Genomic DNA, 16,812 nt, shown 5'->3' on the forward strand with positions numbered 1-16,812 from the left:
CGGGCTCTCACGGTGACGTGGAGCGGATGTAGCGCCCGGCGAGGAGGATTGCGAGGGGAGCGCTGGCCCGCCCCTGAATCCATGGCGCTGCTACCGCCGTCGAAATCGTAGCCAGCCGCCGAGCCCAATCGCCATCACGGCTAACCCGCACCAGATCGCCAACGCCGCCACGCTCTCGATCGCAATGCCGATCGTGTAGTTGTGGTGCGCCCAGATCGCTACGGTCAGGGGCAAGATCAGCATCAGCGCTCCCAGGATCAGGAGCGCTGTGCCGAGCGCCTTCACCACCAGCGCTCGGGCTTGCCGACGCCGCCTGCGGCCTTCTCCAGCGCCGCGCCAACCTGGAAGACCGTCGCTTCGTCCAGCGCCTTGCCGATGACCTGAAGACCCAGCGGCAGGCCGTTGGAATCGACGCCCGCCGGCACCGAGATCCCCGGCAAGCCCGCGAGGTTGGCCGTCACCGTGAACACGTCGTTCAGGTACATCGTCACCGGGTCGATCTGCTTGTCGCCCAAGGCGAAGGCGGCCGACGGGGTGGACGGCGTCAGGATGGCGTCGACCTGATCCCAGACATTGTCGAAGTCCTCGGCGATGCGGCGGCGGACCTTCAGGGCCTTCACATAATAGGCGTCGTAGAATCCGGCCGACAGCACATAGGCGCCGATGGTCAGGCGACGCTGGACCTCCTGGCCGAAGCCCTCGGCGCGCGAGGTCTCGTAGAGGTCGGTCAGGGATTTGGCGTTCTCGGCGCGGTGGCCGAAACGCATGCCGTCGTAGCGGGCCAGGTTCGAGGAGGCCTCGGCCGGGGCGACGATGTAATAGGTCGGCAGGGCGTATTTGGTGTGCGGCAGGCTGATCGGCACGATCTCGCAGCCGGCGTCCTTCAGCCAGGCCACGCCCTGATCCCACAGGGCCTGAATCTCGGCGGGCATGCCGTCGACGACGTACTCGTGCGGGACGCCGATGCGCAGGCCCTTGACCGACTTGCCGACGGACGCCGACCAGTCGGGCGTCGGGATGTCGAGGCTGGTCGAATCCTTGGCGTCAAAGCTGCACATGGACTGCAGCATCAGGGCCGCGTCCTCGACCGTCTTGGTGATCGGTCCGGCCTGATCGAGCGACGAGGCGAAGGCGACCATGCCGTAGCGGCTGGCGCGGCCGTAGGTGGGCTTGATCCCGACCGTGCCGGTGAAGGCGGCGGGCTGGCGGATCGAGCCGCCGGTGTCAGACGCGGTGGCGGCCAGGCACAGGTCGGCGGCGACAGCCGAGGCCGAACCGCCCGACGAACCGCCCGGGGTCAGGTCGGCGTTGGAAGCCTTCGATTTCCAGGGGTTCTTCACGGGACCGAAGGCCGAGGTCTCGTTGGCCGAGCCCATAGCGAACTCGTCCATGTTGAGCTTGCCCAGCATGACCGCGCCGTCGCGCCACAGGTTGGCGGTGACGGTGGATTCATACGGCGGGATGAAGCCGCGCAGCATGTTGGAGCCGGCTGTCGTCTGGATCCCGTCGGTGCAGAACAGGTCCTTGATGCCCAACGGCGCGCCTTCCAGGGCGCCGGCGGTCCCGGCTGCGATGCGGGCGTCGGACGCCTTGGCCATTTCGATCGCCTTCTCGGGCGTCGTGACGACATAGGCGTTCAAGGTCGGGTTGGCGGCCTCGATGTTGGCGACGAAGGCGCGTGTGATCTCTTCGGAGGAAAAGTCCTTGGCTTTCAAGCCGTCGACGGCGGCCTTCAGCGTCAGTTTCGTCAGATCGGACATACTATTCGACCACCTTGGGCACGACGTAGAAGCCGTCGGCGGACTTCGGCGCATTGGACAGGACGGCTTCGACCTTGGCGCCGTCGGTGACGACGTCCTCGCGCAGGCGTAAGGGTTGGGCCACGTTGGACGTCATCGGCTCCACGCCGTTCACGTCGACTTCGCCAAGTTGGTCGATCCAGGCCATGATGCCGTTCAGTTCGCCGGCCAGCGGTTCCAGGCGGTCGTCGGGGGTCTTGATGCGGGCGAGGTGGGCGACCTTGCGCACCGTCTCAGCGTCGATGGCCATGCGGCCCTCCAGTCGTGGTCGGTCTAGCGGGCGGGATTACCCGCCCACGCCGCACCGCACAAGGACCGCAGTCTTCACTGGGCCGGGGTGACGGTCACCTCTGTCGGGGCGGCGCCATCGGCGTCCATCGTCCACCGGATGATGATCTTGCGGCGGCCGTCGCCGATCTCGCCTTTGGCTTCGTCCATCGTGCTCTCCTGCACTTCGAGATCGACCCGGCCGTCGGCGTTCGACAGGACGGTGTAGTCCAGGAAGTCACCGATCTGGTAGATCGCCCAGCCATCGGCCGGGTTCTGATAGAAGGCGATGTAGGTGTTGAGTCCATTCATGGCCGGATCGCCGCCGGCGACGCCGAACAGCTTGGCGCTTACGCCCGGAAGATCGTCGGATTTTACCACGCTCGCGGCCCATTGCAGGCCGTTGTCGGTCTGGGTGTCCTCGGCGAGGGTCAGGGCGACGGGCGGCCCGGAAGCCGTCAGGGGCGCGGCCCTTGCCGGCGTGGCGGGAGCCTCCGTCGCCGTCGTCGCCGCCGTCGGTCCCGCCGGCGGGGCGTCGCAGGCGGTCAACGCCAGAGCGGCGGAGACCGCCAGGCTGAGACTTGAAGAACGCTCGGACATGGTCGCCCCCAGAACCCGTGATGCGCGACCCTCGCCTTTGACACGGGGAAAGGCAACGCCTACCGCCCACCCATGCCAGTCATGGAGCTTCTCGACCTGCCCGCCGCCTGTCCGCCAGATACGGCCTGGATCGGGCTGGACCTCGGCGAGCAGACCATCGGCGTGGCGGCGTCCGACACCACGCGCATGATCGCCAGCCCGCTGCAGCTGATCCGCAAGACCAAGTTCACCGAGGACGCCAGGGCCCTATTCAAGCTCATGGACGCCAGGAAGGTCTCCGGTCTCGTCATCGGCCTGCCGGTCAACATGGACGGGACGGAAGGACCGCGCGCCCAGTCCTGCCGCGCCTTCGCCCGCAATCTCGAGCGCATCCGGCCCGTCAACGTCGCTTTCTGGGACGAGCGTCTGTCCACTTCGGCCGTCGAGCGCTTCCTGATCGACGAGCTGGACCTGTCGCGCAAACGCCGGGCAGGGGTGGTGGACCGCACCGCCGCCGCCTGGATCCTGCAAGGGGCGCTGGACCGGGTCCGCGACCAGCAGACCTGGGTATGATCGCCCTCTTCGCCGGAGTCCTGCCGGTCTTCATTCTAATCGCCCTGGGCTATGGGCTGCGCAAGACCGACTTCCTGCCCGACGCGAGCTGGCGGCCGATCGAGAAGCTGTCCATCAACCTCATGTATCCCGGCTTCCTGATCCCGGCGATCTGGGGCGCGGACCTGTCGGGCGGGAGCGCGGGGGCCGCGGGCGGCGCGGCGGTGGTCGCGGTCCTGATCGTGGCGGCGGCGACGCTTCTGGCCAAGCCGCTGATGACCATCGACGGCCCGGCCTTCACCAGCGTGTTCCAGGGCGTGATCCGCTGGAACAGCTTCGTCTTCCTGCCGGTCATTCAGGCCTCGTTCGGCGCCGAGGGTCTGGCGCTGGCGGCCGTCATGATCGCCTGCATCATCCCCGTCACCAATATCGCTTGCGTCGCCGTGCTCGCGCGCTGGGGCGCGGGACAGCGCGGGGTCACGCCCTTGGCCCTGACCAAGGCCATGCTCGCCAATCCGATCCTTCTGGCCTGTCTGATCGGGCTGGCCCTGAACTTCGCGCGCGTGCCCCGGCTGCCGGGTATTTCGGACACGCTCGAGCTGCTCGGCTCGGCCGCCCTGCCGCTGGGTCTGATCATCGCCGGCGCGGGGCTCAGCTTCGCCGAGGTGGCGCGGCGCAAATTCACGATCGCCGGCGTGACCTTCGTCAAGCTGATCGTCATGCCGCCCCTGATGTGGGGTCTCTGCATCCTGTTCGGCGGCGACCACCTGGCCCAAGGCGTGGCCATGTTGTGCGGCGCGGCGCCCGGAGCGGCGGCGGCCTATCTGCTGGCGCGTCAGATGGGCGGGGATGCGCCGTTGATGGCCGGTGTCATCGCCCTGACCACGGTGATCAGCGCCCTGATGATACCGCTCCTGCTGTTCGTCTATCACCTGACTTGAGGTCAGGGCCTCGGGTCCGTATAGCCGGGCTTTAATGACCCAGTACGACGATCCCGCCGATCTCATCGCCGACCGTCTGGTCCCGTTTCCGAAACCCCATTTTCTGAACGCCGGCGACCTGAATCCGCCGTTCGTGCTGAGCCTGCTGGCCCTGGCCGACGCCTGCGTCGACCTGAACCGCCAGTCGACCAAGGCGCTGGACCTGCTGCGCGGCCGCACGGTCATGAACCTTTTCTTCGAGAACTCGACCCGGACCAGCTCCTCGTTCGAGATCGCGGCCAAGCGGCTCGGCGCCGACGTCGTCACCATGCCGGTCGGCGCATCGTCGGTGAAGAAGGGCGAGACCCTGATCGACACCGCGGTCACCCTGAACGCCATGAAGCCGGACATCCTGGTGGTGCGGCACGGGGCGTCGGGCGCGGCGGCATTGCTCAGCCAGAAGGTCGGCTGTGCGGTGGTCAACGCGGGCGACGGGCGCCACGAGCATCCGACCCAGGCCCTGTTGGACCTGCTCAGCCTGCGCCGCGCCTTCGGGGACGTGGGCGGGCTGACGGTGGCCATCTGCGGGGACATCGCTCACAGCCGGGTGGCGCGCTCGAATGTGGCGCTGTTGTCGATGATGGGCGCGCGCGTCCGCCTGATCGGGCCGCCGACCCTGGTGCCCGGCGACGCCGACCGTTGGGGTTGCGAGGTCTTCCACGACATGCGCGAGGGGCTCGCCGGCTGCGACGTAGTCATGATGCTGCGCCTGCAACTGGAGCGGATGGATGGGGCGCTGGTCCCCTCGACGCGCGAGTATTTCCGCTTCTGGGGGCTCGACCGCGAAAAACTGGCCTGGGCCGCGCCCGGAGCCAAGGTCATGCATCCCGGCCCGATGAACCGGGGCGTCGAGATCGATTCCGATGTGGCCGACGACCTCACGGTCTCCCTCATTCAGGATCAGGTCGAGATGGGGGTCGCGGCCCGAATGGCGGTCCTGGCTTCCCTCTCGGCCCGTCTGGAGCGCGCGGCATGAGTTCGCAGGCGATCATCAACGCCCGGCTGCTGGACCCGGCGAGCGACTACGACGGCCCCGGCTCGGTGGTCATCGAAGACGGCGTCATCACCCGCGTGGAGCGCGGCTCAGTGGCGGTCTCGGCGACGGAAATCCTCGACGCGCGTGGCCTCTGCCTCTCGCCCGGCCTGATCGACATCCGGGTGCGAACCGGCGAGCCCGGCGCAGAGCCCAAGGAGACGCTGAAGTCGGCCAGCCTGTCGGCGGCGGCGGGCGGGGTCACCACGGTGGTCATCCAGCCCGACACCGATCCGGCCGTCGACGACCCGTCGATGATCGACTTTATCCAGCGCCGCGGCGCGGCCCTGAATCTGGTCAATGTTCGCGCAGCGGGGGCGGCGACGAAAGCCAGAGACGGCAAACGGATGGCGGAGCTCGGCCTGATGCACGAGGCCGGCGCCCTCTACTTCACCGACGGCGACCACGTCATCGCCGACAGCCGTGTGCTGTCGCGAGTGATGAGCTACGCCACCGCCTTCAACGCCCTGATCGCCTGTCGTCCGGCCGATCCCTGGCTGAGCGAGGGGGCGGTGGCGACGTCCGGTGAGCTGGCGACGCGTCTGGGCCTGTCGGGCGCGCCGGCCATAGCCGAGCGCATCCAGCTGGAGCGGGACCTGGCCCTCGTCGAACAGACCGGCGTGCGGTTCCTGGTGGATCAGGTCTCGACAGAGGCGGCGCTGGAGGTGCTGGCGCGGGCGCGGGGCCGGGGGCTGGAGGTCGCGACCAGCGTCTCCATCAACCACCTGTGCTTCAACGAGATCGACATCGGCGACTACCGGACCTTCTACCGGCTCGACCCGCCACTACGCCCCGAGAGCGACCGCCGCGCCCTGATCGAGGCCGTCCGCGACGGCCTGATCGAGGCCATCACCTCGGCCCACACGCCCGCGCCCGCCGAGGACAAGCGCCGCCCCTTCGCCGAGGCGGCCCCCGGCGCCGTGGGTCTGGAAACCCTGCTGCCGGCGGCCCTCAGCCTGCACCATGAGGAAGGCCTCGATATCCTCGACGTTCTGCGCCCCCTCACCCACGGTCCGGCGACCTTGTTGGGTCTGGACGCGGGCGTGCTTGACGCCGGAGCGCCGGCGGACCTGATCCTGTTCGATCCGGGCGCGCCGGTGATCGTCGATGCGGCCGCCCTGCGCTCCAAGTCCAAAAACTCGCCGTTCGATGGGCGGAGGCTTCAGGGGCGGGTGGAGATGACGATAGTCGGTGGGCGGGTGGTGTTCGAACACTGAGCCGCCAGAGCGCGGGTTCGTCCGTTTCATCATGACGAGCGGTAGGGTGACGAAACGTGACGAAACGGACGAAATCGCGATTGTTCGCCCTCTCCGCGAACCCTGATCTCGTATCTTACACCGGCCGGCAATCAAGGCGCGGAAATAGTCCCGCGGGCCCGGCTGGACTGGGCGCGCAAGCATTCAGACTGTTGAACAGAAATATTTCTTCGACAGGATTTGGCCCTGTGGCGTGAGACTCAAGGCTTCCGCTCGAGCGTATAGAGCGCCTCAGCCATCTCGTCCGCTTTCGCAGCGATGAGGGCCTGGGCGTCGTAGACGGCGCGGTTGTAGACGGCGTGGCCCATTTTTTCGGTGAAGAAGTCCAGCAGCATCGACGCCTGGAGGTCGCCGATGTCGGTGTCGAGTTCGTCGCGCACGAAGGCTTTGATGCGCGGGATCAGGTCGGCCTGCTCCTCCTTCGAAAAGACGATGGGCTTCATCAGGCCACCTCGGCCAGGGCTTCCTCGGCCTCCAGCCATTCGGCCTCGGCCGCGTCGAGATCGGACTGCGACTTCGCCCGCGCGCGCGTCAGACCTTCCAGCGCCTTGGGGTTGGAGACCGCGGCGTTGGCCAGATCGTCGTCCAGCCGGGCGATCTCGGCGGTCAGGGCGGCGACCCGCTCCTCGGCCTTCTTGGCCTTGTGACGAAGGGTGGAGGGCGACGGCCCGTCTTTCTTGGCCTGCGGCTTCGCGGCCGTGGCGGCGGCGACCACGGGCGCGGCCTCTTCCTTCTTGATCTGGCTGGGCTTCACGGCCGCCGCCTTGGCGCGGTCCAGGACGAATTTGGAATAGTCGTCCATGTCGCCTTCGAACGGCTTCACCGTCCCGTCCGCCGCCAGCCACAGGCGGTCCGCCACCAACTCCATCAGCGAGCGGTCGTGGGTGATCAGGATGACGGCCCCCGAATATTCGTTCAGCGCGTCCAGCAGGGCCCGGCGGCTGTCGATGTCCAGGTGGTTGGTCGGTTCGTCGAGGATCAGGACGTGGGGCGCATCCATCGCCACCATGTTCAGCAGCAGGCGCGCCCGCTCGCCGCCCGACAAGGCCTCGACCTTGGTCTCCTGCTTCTCGAACGGCAGGCCGAACTGGGCGAGGCGGCTCCGGCGGCTCGATTCCGACGCATCCGGCATTGCGCGTCGAATGATCTCCAGCGGCGTGTCGGTGGGGTCCATCGCCTCGATCTGGTGCTGGTGGAACCAGCCGACCTTCATCTTGCGGTCGCGGTGCAGTTCACCGGTTTCGACGTTCAGGGCGCCGGCGATCATCTTGGCGAAGGTCGACTTGCCGGCGCCGTTGACGCCCAGAAGGCCGATGCGATCGTCCAGGTCCATGCGCAGGTTCAGATTGCGCAGGATCGGCTTGCCCGTTTCGTAGCCGACATTGGCGCGCTCCAGCCGGATAAGCGGCGGGGCAAGGGGGCGCGGCGGGGAGGGCAGGGTGAAGGGGGCCACCCGCTCGTCCGGCGGCAGCTCGATCCGCTCCATCTTCTCCAGCTTCTTGACGCGCGATTGAGCCTGGGTCGCCTTGGACGCCTTGGCCTTGAAGCGGTCGATGAATTTCTGAAGGTGGGCGCGTTCGGCTTCCTGCTTGGCCTGGGTCGCGGCCATCAGGCGCAGCTTCTCGGCGCGGGTCTTTTCGAACGTGTCGTAGTTGCCGGTGTAGAGCGTCAGCTTGCGGTTGGAGAGGTGCAGGATGTGGGTGCAGACCTCGTTCAGCATCTCGCGGTCGTGGGAGATGATCAGGGCCGTCGCCGGATATTTCTTCAGCCGCGCCTCGAGCCACAGGGCCCCCTCGAGGTCGAGATAGTTGGTCGGTTCGTCGAGCAGCAGCATGTCCGGCTGGGCGAACAGGGCCGCCGCCAGGGCCACGCGCATCCGCCAGCCGCCCGAAAAGTGGGACATCGGCCGCTGCTGGTTCTCATGGTCGAAGCCCAGACCGGCGAGGATTTCCGCCGCCCGCGACGGGGCGCCGTCGGCATCGATCTCGATCAGCCGCGACCAGATCTCCCCCATCTCCTCCGGCTCGGCCGTCTCCAGACGCGTCAGCAGGTCGTGGCGTTCGGTATCGGCCTCGAGGATGGTCTCGATGACGCTGACGGGGGTGGCCGGATGCTCCTGGTCGACCGAACCGATGCGCGCAGTCTTGGGCAGGGACACCTCGTCGCCGTTCCCGGCCAGTTCGCCCAGGATGATCTTGAACAGGGTCGACTTGCCGATGCCGTTCCGCCCCACCAGCCCGACCTTGGCCCCCGGCGGCAGGCTGACCGAGGCGTCATCCAGAAACTGGCGACCCCAGGCGTTGAACGTCAGGTTGGTGATCTGGAGCATCGAAACAGGCCTTGTCCCTCAAGCAGCAAGGCGCCGCGCGCCGAGCGTTAGGGACACTAAGAAGAGACGGTTGGAAACCGGGGAGGGCGCGTCTATAAGCCCGCGACCTTCAAACTCCCAAACAAGAAGTCTCCCCATGACCGACCGTACCTTCTCGATCATCAAGCCCGACGCGACCCGCCGCAACCTGACGGGCGCGATCAACGCCGTGATCGAAGGCGCCGGCCTGCGCATCGTCGGCCAGCGCCGCATCAAGCTGACCGAGGCCCAGGCCAAGAAATTCTACGAAGTCCACGCCGAGCGTCCCTTCTACGGCGAACTGGTCTCGCAGATGATCGCCGAGCCGGTCGTCGTCCAGGTTCTGGAAGCCGATGGCGCCGTCGCCAAATACCGCGAAGTCATGGGCGCCACCAACCCGGAACAGGCCGCCGAAGGCACCATCCGCAAGCAGTTCGCCCTGTCGATCGGCGAGAACTCGGTCCACGGTTCGGACTCGGACGAGAACGCCAAGATCGAGATCGCCCAGTTCTTCACGGACGCCGACATCGTCGGCTAAGGCGCAGGCAGCCGGCGACCGCGTCGGCTGCATCAGTCCGAACAATGGGGCCCGCGTCCGGAACCGGACGCGGGCCTTGTCGTTTCCGCTCCACACGTCCCCCGACGCATTGGAGATTTGATGATGAAGACCGTTCTGAAGATGGCCCCGCTGGTCGGCGCGATGGCTCTGCTGGCCGCCTGCGGCACCACGATGGAACAACGCGCCGCAACCGGCGCCATCGGCGGCGCGCTCGCCGGTCAGGCCATCGGCGGCAACACGGGCTCGACGGTCGCCGGCGCCGCCATCGGCGGCGTGGCCGGCGCCGCGACCACCCCGCGCCGCCCGCGCTAAAGCCCGTTTGGGCTCAAGCAGCGAGGCTCCGCGAGCCGAGCGGTAGCCCACTAAAGAAAGGCCCCGGATCGCTCCGGGGCCTTTTGTTCTACCAAATTCGCGCCCGGGCTTCGGGGGCCAGATACTGTTCGTCGCCGGGTTTGACGCCGAAGGCCTCGTACCAGGCGTCGATGTTCCGGGGTGAGACCGCCGCGCGGTACATGCCGGGCGAGTGCGGGTCGGTCGTGACCTGCTGGCGCAGGGCCGCCTCACGCGCATTGGTGCGCCAGACCTGGGCCCAGCCCAGGAAGACGCGCTGGTCGCCGGTCAGGCCGTTCAGCACCGGGGCCGGCTGGCCGTTCAGCGACATGTGATAGGCGTCCAGCGCCATCAGCAGACCGCCCAGGTCGGCGATGTTCTCGCCCATGGTCAGGTCGCCGTTGACGTTCGCGCCCTCGACGGGACTGAGCGCCGAATACTGCGCGCCGAGCACCGCAGCCCGCTCCTCGAACTTGGCGGCGTCTTCCGGGGTCCACCAGTCGCGCAGCACGCCGTCGCCGTCGGTCTTGCGACCCTGATCGTCGAAGCCGTGGGTGATCTCGTGGCCGATGACGGCGCCGATGCCGCCGTAGTTGATCGCCGGGTCGGCGCGCGGGTCGAAGAAGGGCGCTTGCAGGATGGCGGCCGGGAAGACGATCTCGTTGCGCGGCGGGTTGTAGTAGGCGTTTACCGTCTGAGGGGTCATGCCCCATTCCAGCGGGTTCACGGGCCGGTCCAGCTTGGCGAGGTTGAACTCCCACTCGAAGGCGGCCGAACGCTCGACGTTGCCGTACAGGTCGCCCGCGACAAGGTTCAGCCCGTCGTAGGACCGCCATTCGTCGGGATAGCCGATCTTCACCCCGAAATGGCTGAGCTTGTAGAGCGCCTGCTCCTTGGTCGCGTCGCTCATCCAGTCGAGGTTCTGGATCCGGACCGCCATGGCGGCGCGCAGGTTGGCGACCAACTGTTCCATCTGGGCCTTGGATTCGGCCGGGAAGTGACGGGCGACATATTCGCGGCCCAGCGATTCCCCGAGGGCGCTCTCGACCAGGGCCACGCCGCGCTTCCACCGAGGCTGGATCTCCTGCTGGCCGCTCAGGGTCTTGCCGTAGAAGTTGAAGCGGTTCTGGACGAAGGCGTCCGACAGATACGGACCGGCCTGATCGATGACGTGGAAGGCGGCCCACGACTGCAGGGTCGATATCGGGGTCTCGGCGAAGACGCGCGCCATGCCGGGGAATGCGGTGTTGTTGGCCGCGATCAGGGTGCGCTCCGTGCCCACGCCGGCGGCGGTGGCCCAGGCGGCCCAGTCGAAGCCGGGCGCGTCGGTCATCAGGCCGGCGACGGTCGTCGGGTTGTAGATCTTGTCGATCTGGCGGTTCTGGACCTGGGTCCAGTGCTGCTGCGCGATGGCGGTCTCGAAGGCCAGGATGGCGTCGGCCGAGGCGGCCGGATCATGCCAGCCGGCCAGCGTCAGGGCCTGTTCTACATAGGTCCGATAGGCGGCCTTCTGGGTCGCGAAGCTGTCTTCCAGATAGTAGTCGCGGTCGGGCATGCCGAGGCCGCTCTGGACCACATAGGCCGAAATCTTGTTCGGGTCCTGCAGATCCTCGAAGGTCTGCACGCCGAACAGGCTGGAGCCGAAGCCGTACTGGGTGCGGCCCATCAGGGTGGCCAGCTCTTCACGGGTGTCGGCGGCGCGGACGGCGGCGAGATCGGCCTCGAGCGGCGAGGCGCCCATGCGGTTCACGGCCGCTTCGTCCAGGAAGCTGGAGTACATCGAGCCGATGCGGCCGGCGTCGGGGCCTGAGGTCGGGTTGGCGGCGCTCTGTTCGATGATCTCGCGCAGGTTGGCGTCCGACCGGTCCCGCAGGACGGTGAACATGCCGTACGAGGCCTTGTCCGCCGGGATCGGCGTGTTGGCCAGCCAACCGCCGTTGGCGTAGCGGTTGAAGTCGGCGCCGGGCGCGACCGAGGTGTCCATGCCGTTCAGGTCGAAGCCGAAGACGCCGATCTCGGCCTGGTCCTCGGACGGGATTTCGACGGGCAGGGGCTGGGTCTGGGCCAGCACGGGCGAGGCGATGAGGAGGACGGCGCCGGCGGCGCACGCCATGAGGCGGATTCTGGACATGGGGTTTCCCGGTGCAATTTCGCCGGACACTGACTCCGCCGCGTCGCCGTGTCGCGGATGAATCGCGATGATTACAAACTTCTAATCCGCGTTCGGCAGAAGTCGGTGAGCGCGCGGGGGTAGAGGGCGTGTTCGGCGTTGAGCACCCGCTGGGCCAGGGTCCGGGCCGTGTCGCCGTCCACCACGGGCACAGTCGCCTGATCGAGCACGGGCCCTTCGTCCACGCCCTCGGTCACCAGATGGACGGTGCAGCCCGCTTCGACGTCTCCGGCCGCCAGCGCCCGGGCGTGGGTGTCGAGGCCGGGGTATTTCGGCAGCAGACTGGGGTGGATGTTCAGCATCCGGCCTTCCCAGCGGTTGACGAGAAAGGGCGTCAGCAGCCGCATATAGCCGGCCAAGGCGATGACCTCGGCCCCGGCGGCGTCGAGTTCGGCCTGAATCGCGGCCTCATGCGCGGTGCGATCCTTGCCGAAAGGCTTGTGGTCTACCGCCGCCGTGGCCACGCCCTTGGCGCGAGCGACCGCCAATCCTCCGGCCTCGGGATCGTTGGACAGGACCAGGACCACCTCGAACGGCGCATCGGCCGCCTGACCGGCGTCGATCAGCGCCGCCATGTTCGACCCGGCGCCGGAGATCAGCACGGCCACGCGGACGCGGCCCGGGGTCTCGCTCATCGGGCGGGGGTAGCGGCCGGGCCCGGATCGCCGACCGACACGAAAGCGCCGGCCGCACCCGGATAGACGACCGGGCTCTCGTATCCGTCGTCGGAAATGGCTGAGACGCCGAAGAAATAGTCGTCGATCGGAATGCCGGTCAGGACCAGCGACGTCGCTGTCCCAGCGTTGCGGTTGAAGGTCCACTGCGGCGCCGTGGTCGACCGCCACCAGACGCGATACCCGGCCGCGCCGGGCACGGCGGACCAGCGGAGTGTCGTGTCCGGCTTGACCGCGCCTTCGATGGTCACGTCCGCCGGGACCATCGGCGCGTTGGCCAGGGCCGCCATGGTGGCGATGTTCAGCCGCGCGACCTGGGCCAGATAGTCGAAATCCACGCCCTCGATGGTGTCGCCGTACTCGACGCCGTTCTCGGTGCGCAGATCCTGGTGCTGGCGGTCGTAGTTCTCGGCGCCCTCGGAGATGCGGACGGCGGGGAAGCCGGCGCGGAGCATCTCCACCTGATCGCCGCCGCGGCCGAAGCGGTCGGTGCGATAGATCATGTCCACGTCAAAATTCGCCAGGTAGCGGTCTGCGATACCGTCCACGAAGCGGGCGAGGTTGCGCGAAGACGAGTCGACTTCGCCGCCATTGTAGCGACGGCGATCGGCCTGAAGCGCCGTCTCCACCGTTTTGGTGCCTTCGGAGAAGACCCGGACGCGGGTGGTGTCGCGCACGCCCGACTGACCCTCTGAGTTGCCGACGATGTCGTTGTTCAGATTGGCCTCGACGACCCAGCCTTGAGTCTTGGCGTAGTCGGCGAGGATCTTGCCGCCGAGCAAACCCTGCTCCTCGCCCGACAGGACGGCGTAGACCAGGGTGGCGTCGAAGCGGTGCTTCGACAGGACGCGCGCGGCCTCCAGCACGGCGGCGACGCCCGACGCATCGTCATTGGCGCCGGGGGCGTCGGCGGTGAAGTTCATCACATCGGTGACGCGGCTGTCGATGTGGCCGGAGATGACGATGACCCGGTTCGGATCGCCGGTCCCGCGCTGGATGGCCAGAACGTCCACCACCTCTGTCGGCGTCGGGACGCGGGGACCGGTCACCGTGTCGGCGGGCAGGGCGATCTCGAGGCAGTCGCCACACTCGGCTCCGATGCGACGGAACTCCCGCTCGGTCCAGCGGCGGGCGGCGCCGATGCCGCGCGTCTCGGACTGGGTCTCCGACAGGGTGTGGCGGGTGCCGAAGCCGACCAGGGCGGTGATGTCGGCGTGCATGCGGCCGGCCTGAACCTGAGACACGACCTCGTGCAGCAAGGGCTGTTCGGCGGAGGCGGAGGTCTGGGCGTGAGTGACGCCGGGCAGGGCTAGCAGGGCGGCAAGGGCGATCAGACGCATGGGCGACTCCGTTGAACGCAGCAACCTAACGCCTTCTCTCTCCCGGCGGGAGAGGGCTTGAGGCTCGCAGAGCGAAGCGATGCGCGAAGCCGAAAGAGTGAGGGGCTTCCATCAAAGTCGGCGAAGCCGTGACCATGCGATGGCTCACGCCGACTGACAGGCCGACCCCTCACCCTTTCGCGCAAGACGGATCGCTGACGCTCTCAGGCGCTCAATCCCTCTCCCGCCGGGAGAGGGGGCTTAAACGAGCTGCCCGCACACGAACGCCGCTTCACCGGCTTCCAGCAGGCCCGCCAGCACGTCTTCCGCATGGTCCGGGGCAACGATCAGGATGAAGCCCACTCCGCAGTTGAACGTACGGCGCATCTCGTGCTCCGAAATGCCGCCCGTCTCGGCCAGCCACTCGAACACCGGCGGCATGGGCCACGCCTCCCAGTCGAACTCGGCGGTCAGACCCTCGGCGATGCAGCGCGGCGGGTTCTCGATCAGGCCGCCGCCCGTGATATGGGCCGCGCCCTTGACCAGGCCGGCCTTCATCAGCGGCAGGACCGACTTGATGTAGATTCGCGTCGGCTCCATCAGGGCTTGGGCCAGGGTCCGGTCGCGCGCGAACGGCGCATCGTCGCCCCAGGCCAGACCCGAGCGCTCCACCACCTTGCGGATCAGGGAGTAGCCGTTCGAGTGCGGGCCCGAGGACGCCAGGCCGATGATCAGGTCGCCCGTATTCTGCAGGTCCAGACGGGGCAGGGCATGGCCCCGTTCCACCGCGCCCAGCGAGAAGCCGGCCAGATCGTAGTCGCCGCCCGAATACATGCCCGGCATCTCGGCCGTCTCGCCGCCGACGAGCGCCGCGCCCGCCATGCGGCAGCCCTCGGCGATGCCCGACACGACCCGGCGTGCGGCGTCGATCTCCAGCTTGCCGGTCGCATAGTAGTCGAGGAACAGCAGGGGTTCGGCGCCCTGGGCCAGCAGGTCGTTGACGCACATGGCCACCAGATCGATGCCGACGCCGTCGTGACGGCCCGTCTCGATGGCGATCTTCAGCTTGGTGCCGACACCGTCCGTCGTCGAGACGATGAGCGGATCGACGAATCCTGCCGCCTTCAGGTCGAACAGGGCGCCGAATCCGCCCAGCGACGGCTCCGAACCCGGACGTGCGGTGGACTTGGCCAGCGGCTTGATGTGCTCGATCAGCATGTCGCCGGCGTCGATATCCACGCCCGCGTCGGCATAGGTCAGGCCGTTCGGCACGGTGTCTTTGGGGTCGCTCATCGCAAACGGGCCTGGAATCGGTGCGGAAAAAAGGCCGTGCCTCTTGCCACGACCGCGTCGCGGGGGGCTATAGCATCCGAATGACGCCGATCACCACCAATGACGCGCTGGTCCAGTTTTGCGCCGCCGTCGCGAACGCCCCCTTCATCGCCGTGGACACCGAGTTCATGCGCGAGACCACCTACTGGCCGAAACTGTGCCTGATCCAGGCGGCTACGCCCGAGCATGAGGCCATCATCGATCCGCAGGCCGAAGGTCTGGATCTGACGCCCTTCCTCGACATCCTGCGCGATCCGAAGATCGTGAAGGTCTTCCACGCCGCGCGTCAGGACACCGAAATCTTCGTCAAGCTGGGCGCCATGCCCAAGCCGATGTTCGACACCCAGGTGGCCGCCATGGCCGCCGGGTTCGGCGATCAGGTCGCCTATGATTCGCTGGTCCGCCAGATGCTGCGCATCGATCTCGACAAGGGGAGCCGCTTCACCGACTGGTCGCGCCGCCCCTTATCGGACGCCCAACTGCACTACGCCATCGGAGACGTGACCCACCTGGCGGCCCTGTATCCGAAACTGCGCGATCGCCTGGCCAAGGACGGCCGCCTGGACTGGGTTCAGACCGAGATGGAGGGGCTGGTTGATCCGGACCTTTACGACACCGACCCGGAAAAGGCCTGGAAGCGTCTGAAGCCCAAGAAGTACAATGCGAAATACCTCGCGGCCTTCAAGGCGACGGCGGTATGGCGCGAGCGCGCCGCCCAGGAACGGGACCAGCCGCGCGGCCGCATCCTGAAGGACGAGGCGATCGACGAGATCGCGACCCAGACGCCGACCGACGTCGAGGCCTTCAACCGCCTGCGTTCGGTGCCCAAGGGCTTCGGCGGCTCGCGCCTGGGTCTGGAACTCACCGAAGAACTGAAGCGGGTGATGGCGGACCCCGAGGCTCACGCTCCGAAGATGGACCGTCCGGCCCACAACCAGCCGGCCCCGCCGTCGGTCGTGGAACTGTTGAAGGTCCTGCTCAAGGCCAAGAGCGACAACGCCGGCGTGGCGTCCAAGCTGATCGCCAACGTCGCGGACCTCGAAAAGATCGCCGTCGACGACAACGCGAAGGTCGAGGCCCTGACCGGCTGGAGGCGTCAGCTGTTCGGCGAGGACGCGCTCAAGCTTAAACGCGGCGAGATCGCCCTGGTCCTGAACGGCGCTCGCGTCGAGGTCGTCGAGATCGAATAGGCGTCAGTCCCCCCGACCTTACGCTTGCGAGGCCGGCTGCCACAGCTCGATGGGGTTGCCCTCGGGGTCGTGGATGCGGGCGAACTGGCCAACCTCGGGCATGGTGTCCCATTCGGGCTTGGTGATGACCTCGATCCCGGCGGCGGCGAGGCTGGCCTTCAGCCCCTCCAGGTCGTCGACGCGCAGGTTCAGCATGAAGGCCTTGTCGGCGGCGAAATAGTCGGTGTCGGCCTTGAACGGCGCGAACACCGTCGGGCCCGCCTGCTGGTCCCAGACGAACTGCCCCTCAGGCGCGCCGACGCCGAGATGCTCCAGATACCAGGCCGCAAGGGCCTTGGGGTCTTTGGCCCGGAAGAAGAATCCGCCGATTCCGGTCACAGCCATGGTCGCCTCCCTGTCATTGCGCCCACGATGGGCCGGCTCGC

The 16,812-nt window shown here is 67.6% G+C and carries 18 protein-coding genes; 7 read left to right on the forward strand and 11 right to left on the reverse strand.

The genetic code is table 11. From position 1 onward, the window contains the following. Positions 1 to 90: 90 nt before the first annotated feature. The 4 genes from O5O43_RS05700 to O5O43_RS05715 all read right to left on the reverse strand — a co-directional run bounded on the left by O5O43_RS05700 (position 91) and on the right by O5O43_RS05715 (position 2,666). Positions 91 to 288: a hypothetical protein gene (locus O5O43_RS05700; protein WP_271085944.1), complete on the reverse strand. Its 198-nt coding sequence runs from the start codon at positions 286 to 288 to the stop codon at positions 91 to 93. Next, entirely contained in the window at positions 282 to 1,760 is a 1,479-nt protein-coding gene (gatA, locus tag O5O43_RS05705) for an Asp-tRNA(Asn)/Glu-tRNA(Gln) amidotransferase subunit GatA (RefSeq protein ID WP_271085945.1), read from the reverse strand. The genes O5O43_RS05700 and gatA overlap by 7 nt, the downstream gene beginning before the upstream one ends. A 1-nt stretch (position 1,761) precedes the next feature. Next, the gene (gene gatC, locus O5O43_RS05710) at positions 1,762 to 2,049 is read right to left on the reverse strand and encodes an Asp-tRNA(Asn)/Glu-tRNA(Gln) amidotransferase subunit GatC (RefSeq protein WP_271085946.1); all 288 of its coding nucleotides are present in this window, start codon (positions 2,047 to 2,049) and stop codon (positions 1,762 to 1,764) included. 74 nt (positions 2,050 to 2,123) lie between these two features. Further along, positions 2,124 to 2,666, reverse strand: coding sequence for a hypothetical protein (locus tag O5O43_RS05715; RefSeq protein ID WP_271085947.1), 543 nt, complete (start codon positions 2,664 to 2,666; stop codon positions 2,124 to 2,126). Between the two features lie 72 nt (positions 2,667 to 2,738). Between O5O43_RS05715 and ruvX the strand changes: the two genes are divergently transcribed. From ruvX to pyrC, 4 genes are read left to right on the forward strand one after another with little or no spacing between them, the layout of a single operon-like run. Then, on the forward strand, positions 2,739 to 3,218 hold the full coding sequence (gene ruvX / locus O5O43_RS05720) for a Holliday junction resolvase RuvX (protein WP_271085948.1): 480 nt from the start codon (positions 2,739 to 2,741) through the stop codon (positions 3,216 to 3,218). Beyond that, positions 3,215 to 4,138: an AEC family transporter gene (locus O5O43_RS05725; RefSeq protein WP_271085949.1), complete on the forward strand. Its 924-nt coding sequence runs from the start codon at positions 3,215 to 3,217 to the stop codon at positions 4,136 to 4,138. The genes ruvX and O5O43_RS05725 overlap by 4 nt, the downstream gene beginning before the upstream one ends. Positions 4,139 to 4,172: 34 nt before the next feature. Next, positions 4,173 to 5,153: an aspartate carbamoyltransferase catalytic subunit gene (locus tag O5O43_RS05730; RefSeq protein WP_271085950.1), complete on the forward strand. Its 981-nt coding sequence runs from the start codon at positions 4,173 to 4,175 to the stop codon at positions 5,151 to 5,153. Beyond that, positions 5,150 to 6,427, forward strand: a complete 1,278-nt coding sequence (gene pyrC / locus O5O43_RS05735) for a dihydroorotase (RefSeq protein ID WP_271085951.1) — start codon at positions 5,150 to 5,152, stop codon at positions 6,425 to 6,427. The genes O5O43_RS05730 and pyrC overlap by 4 nt, the downstream gene beginning before the upstream one ends. Positions 6,428 to 6,666: 239 nt before the next feature. Here pyrC and O5O43_RS05740 read toward each other — a convergent pair whose 3' ends face one another. Both O5O43_RS05740 and O5O43_RS05745 read right to left on the reverse strand, forming a co-directional pair. After that, entirely contained in the window at positions 6,667 to 6,909 is a 243-nt protein-coding gene (locus tag O5O43_RS05740; protein ID WP_271085952.1) for a DUF2164 domain-containing protein, read from the reverse strand. Further along, on the reverse strand, positions 6,909 to 8,795 hold the full coding sequence (locus O5O43_RS05745) for an ABC-F family ATP-binding cassette domain-containing protein (RefSeq protein WP_271085953.1): 1,887 nt from the start codon (positions 8,793 to 8,795) through the stop codon (positions 6,909 to 6,911). The genes O5O43_RS05740 and O5O43_RS05745 overlap by 1 nt, the downstream gene beginning before the upstream one ends. A gap of 136 nt (positions 8,796 to 8,931) precedes the next feature. Here O5O43_RS05745 and ndk point away from each other — a divergent pair, with 136 nt between their 5' ends. Both ndk and O5O43_RS05755 read left to right on the forward strand, forming a co-directional pair. Continuing rightward, entirely contained in the window at positions 8,932 to 9,351 is a 420-nt protein-coding gene (gene ndk / locus O5O43_RS05750; protein ID WP_271085954.1) for a nucleoside-diphosphate kinase, read from the forward strand. A gap of 123 nt (positions 9,352 to 9,474) precedes the next feature. Further along, positions 9,475 to 9,684, forward strand: coding sequence for a hypothetical protein (locus tag O5O43_RS05755; protein ID WP_271086391.1), 210 nt, complete (start codon positions 9,475 to 9,477; stop codon positions 9,682 to 9,684). An 88-nt stretch (positions 9,685 to 9,772) separates the two neighbouring features. Here the strand turns inward: O5O43_RS05755 and O5O43_RS05760 are convergent, their stop codons facing one another. From O5O43_RS05760 to purM, 4 genes are all read right to left on the reverse strand, one after another. Continuing rightward, positions 9,773 to 11,833, reverse strand: a complete 2,061-nt coding sequence (locus O5O43_RS05760) for a M13-type metalloendopeptidase (protein WP_271085955.1) — start codon at positions 11,831 to 11,833, stop codon at positions 9,773 to 9,775. A gap of 71 nt (positions 11,834 to 11,904) precedes the next feature. Beyond that, positions 11,905 to 12,507 carry a phosphoribosylglycinamide formyltransferase gene (purN, locus tag O5O43_RS05765; RefSeq protein WP_271085956.1) on the reverse strand — a complete coding sequence of 201 codons (603 nt, stop codon included), beginning with the start codon at positions 12,505 to 12,507 and terminating at the stop codon, positions 11,905 to 11,907. Further along, entirely contained in the window at positions 12,504 to 13,886 is a 1,383-nt protein-coding gene (locus O5O43_RS05770) for a M28 family metallopeptidase (protein WP_271085957.1), read from the reverse strand. The genes purN and O5O43_RS05770 overlap by 4 nt, the downstream gene beginning before the upstream one ends. Positions 13,887 to 14,126: 240 nt before the next feature. After that, entirely contained in the window at positions 14,127 to 15,158 is a 1,032-nt protein-coding gene (gene purM, locus O5O43_RS05775) for a phosphoribosylformylglycinamidine cyclo-ligase (RefSeq protein WP_271085958.1), read from the reverse strand. Positions 15,159 to 15,238: 80 nt separating this feature from the next. On the opposite strand from purM, the gene rnd reads away from it, so the two are divergent. Next, positions 15,239 to 16,387, forward strand: a complete 1,149-nt coding sequence (gene rnd, locus O5O43_RS05780; protein ID WP_271085959.1) for a ribonuclease D — start codon at positions 15,239 to 15,241, stop codon at positions 16,385 to 16,387. Positions 16,388 to 16,405: 18 nt separating this feature from the next. On the opposite strand, the gene O5O43_RS05785 is transcribed toward rnd, so the two are convergent. Continuing rightward, on the reverse strand, positions 16,406 to 16,771 hold the full coding sequence (locus O5O43_RS05785; protein WP_271085960.1) for a VOC family protein: 366 nt from the start codon (positions 16,769 to 16,771) through the stop codon (positions 16,406 to 16,408). Positions 16,772 to 16,812: the final 41 nt, after the last annotated feature.

It is taken from the genome of Brevundimonas sp. NIBR11 (assembly GCF_027912535.1).
GTDB lineage: Bacteria > Pseudomonadota > Alphaproteobacteria > Caulobacterales > Caulobacteraceae > Brevundimonas.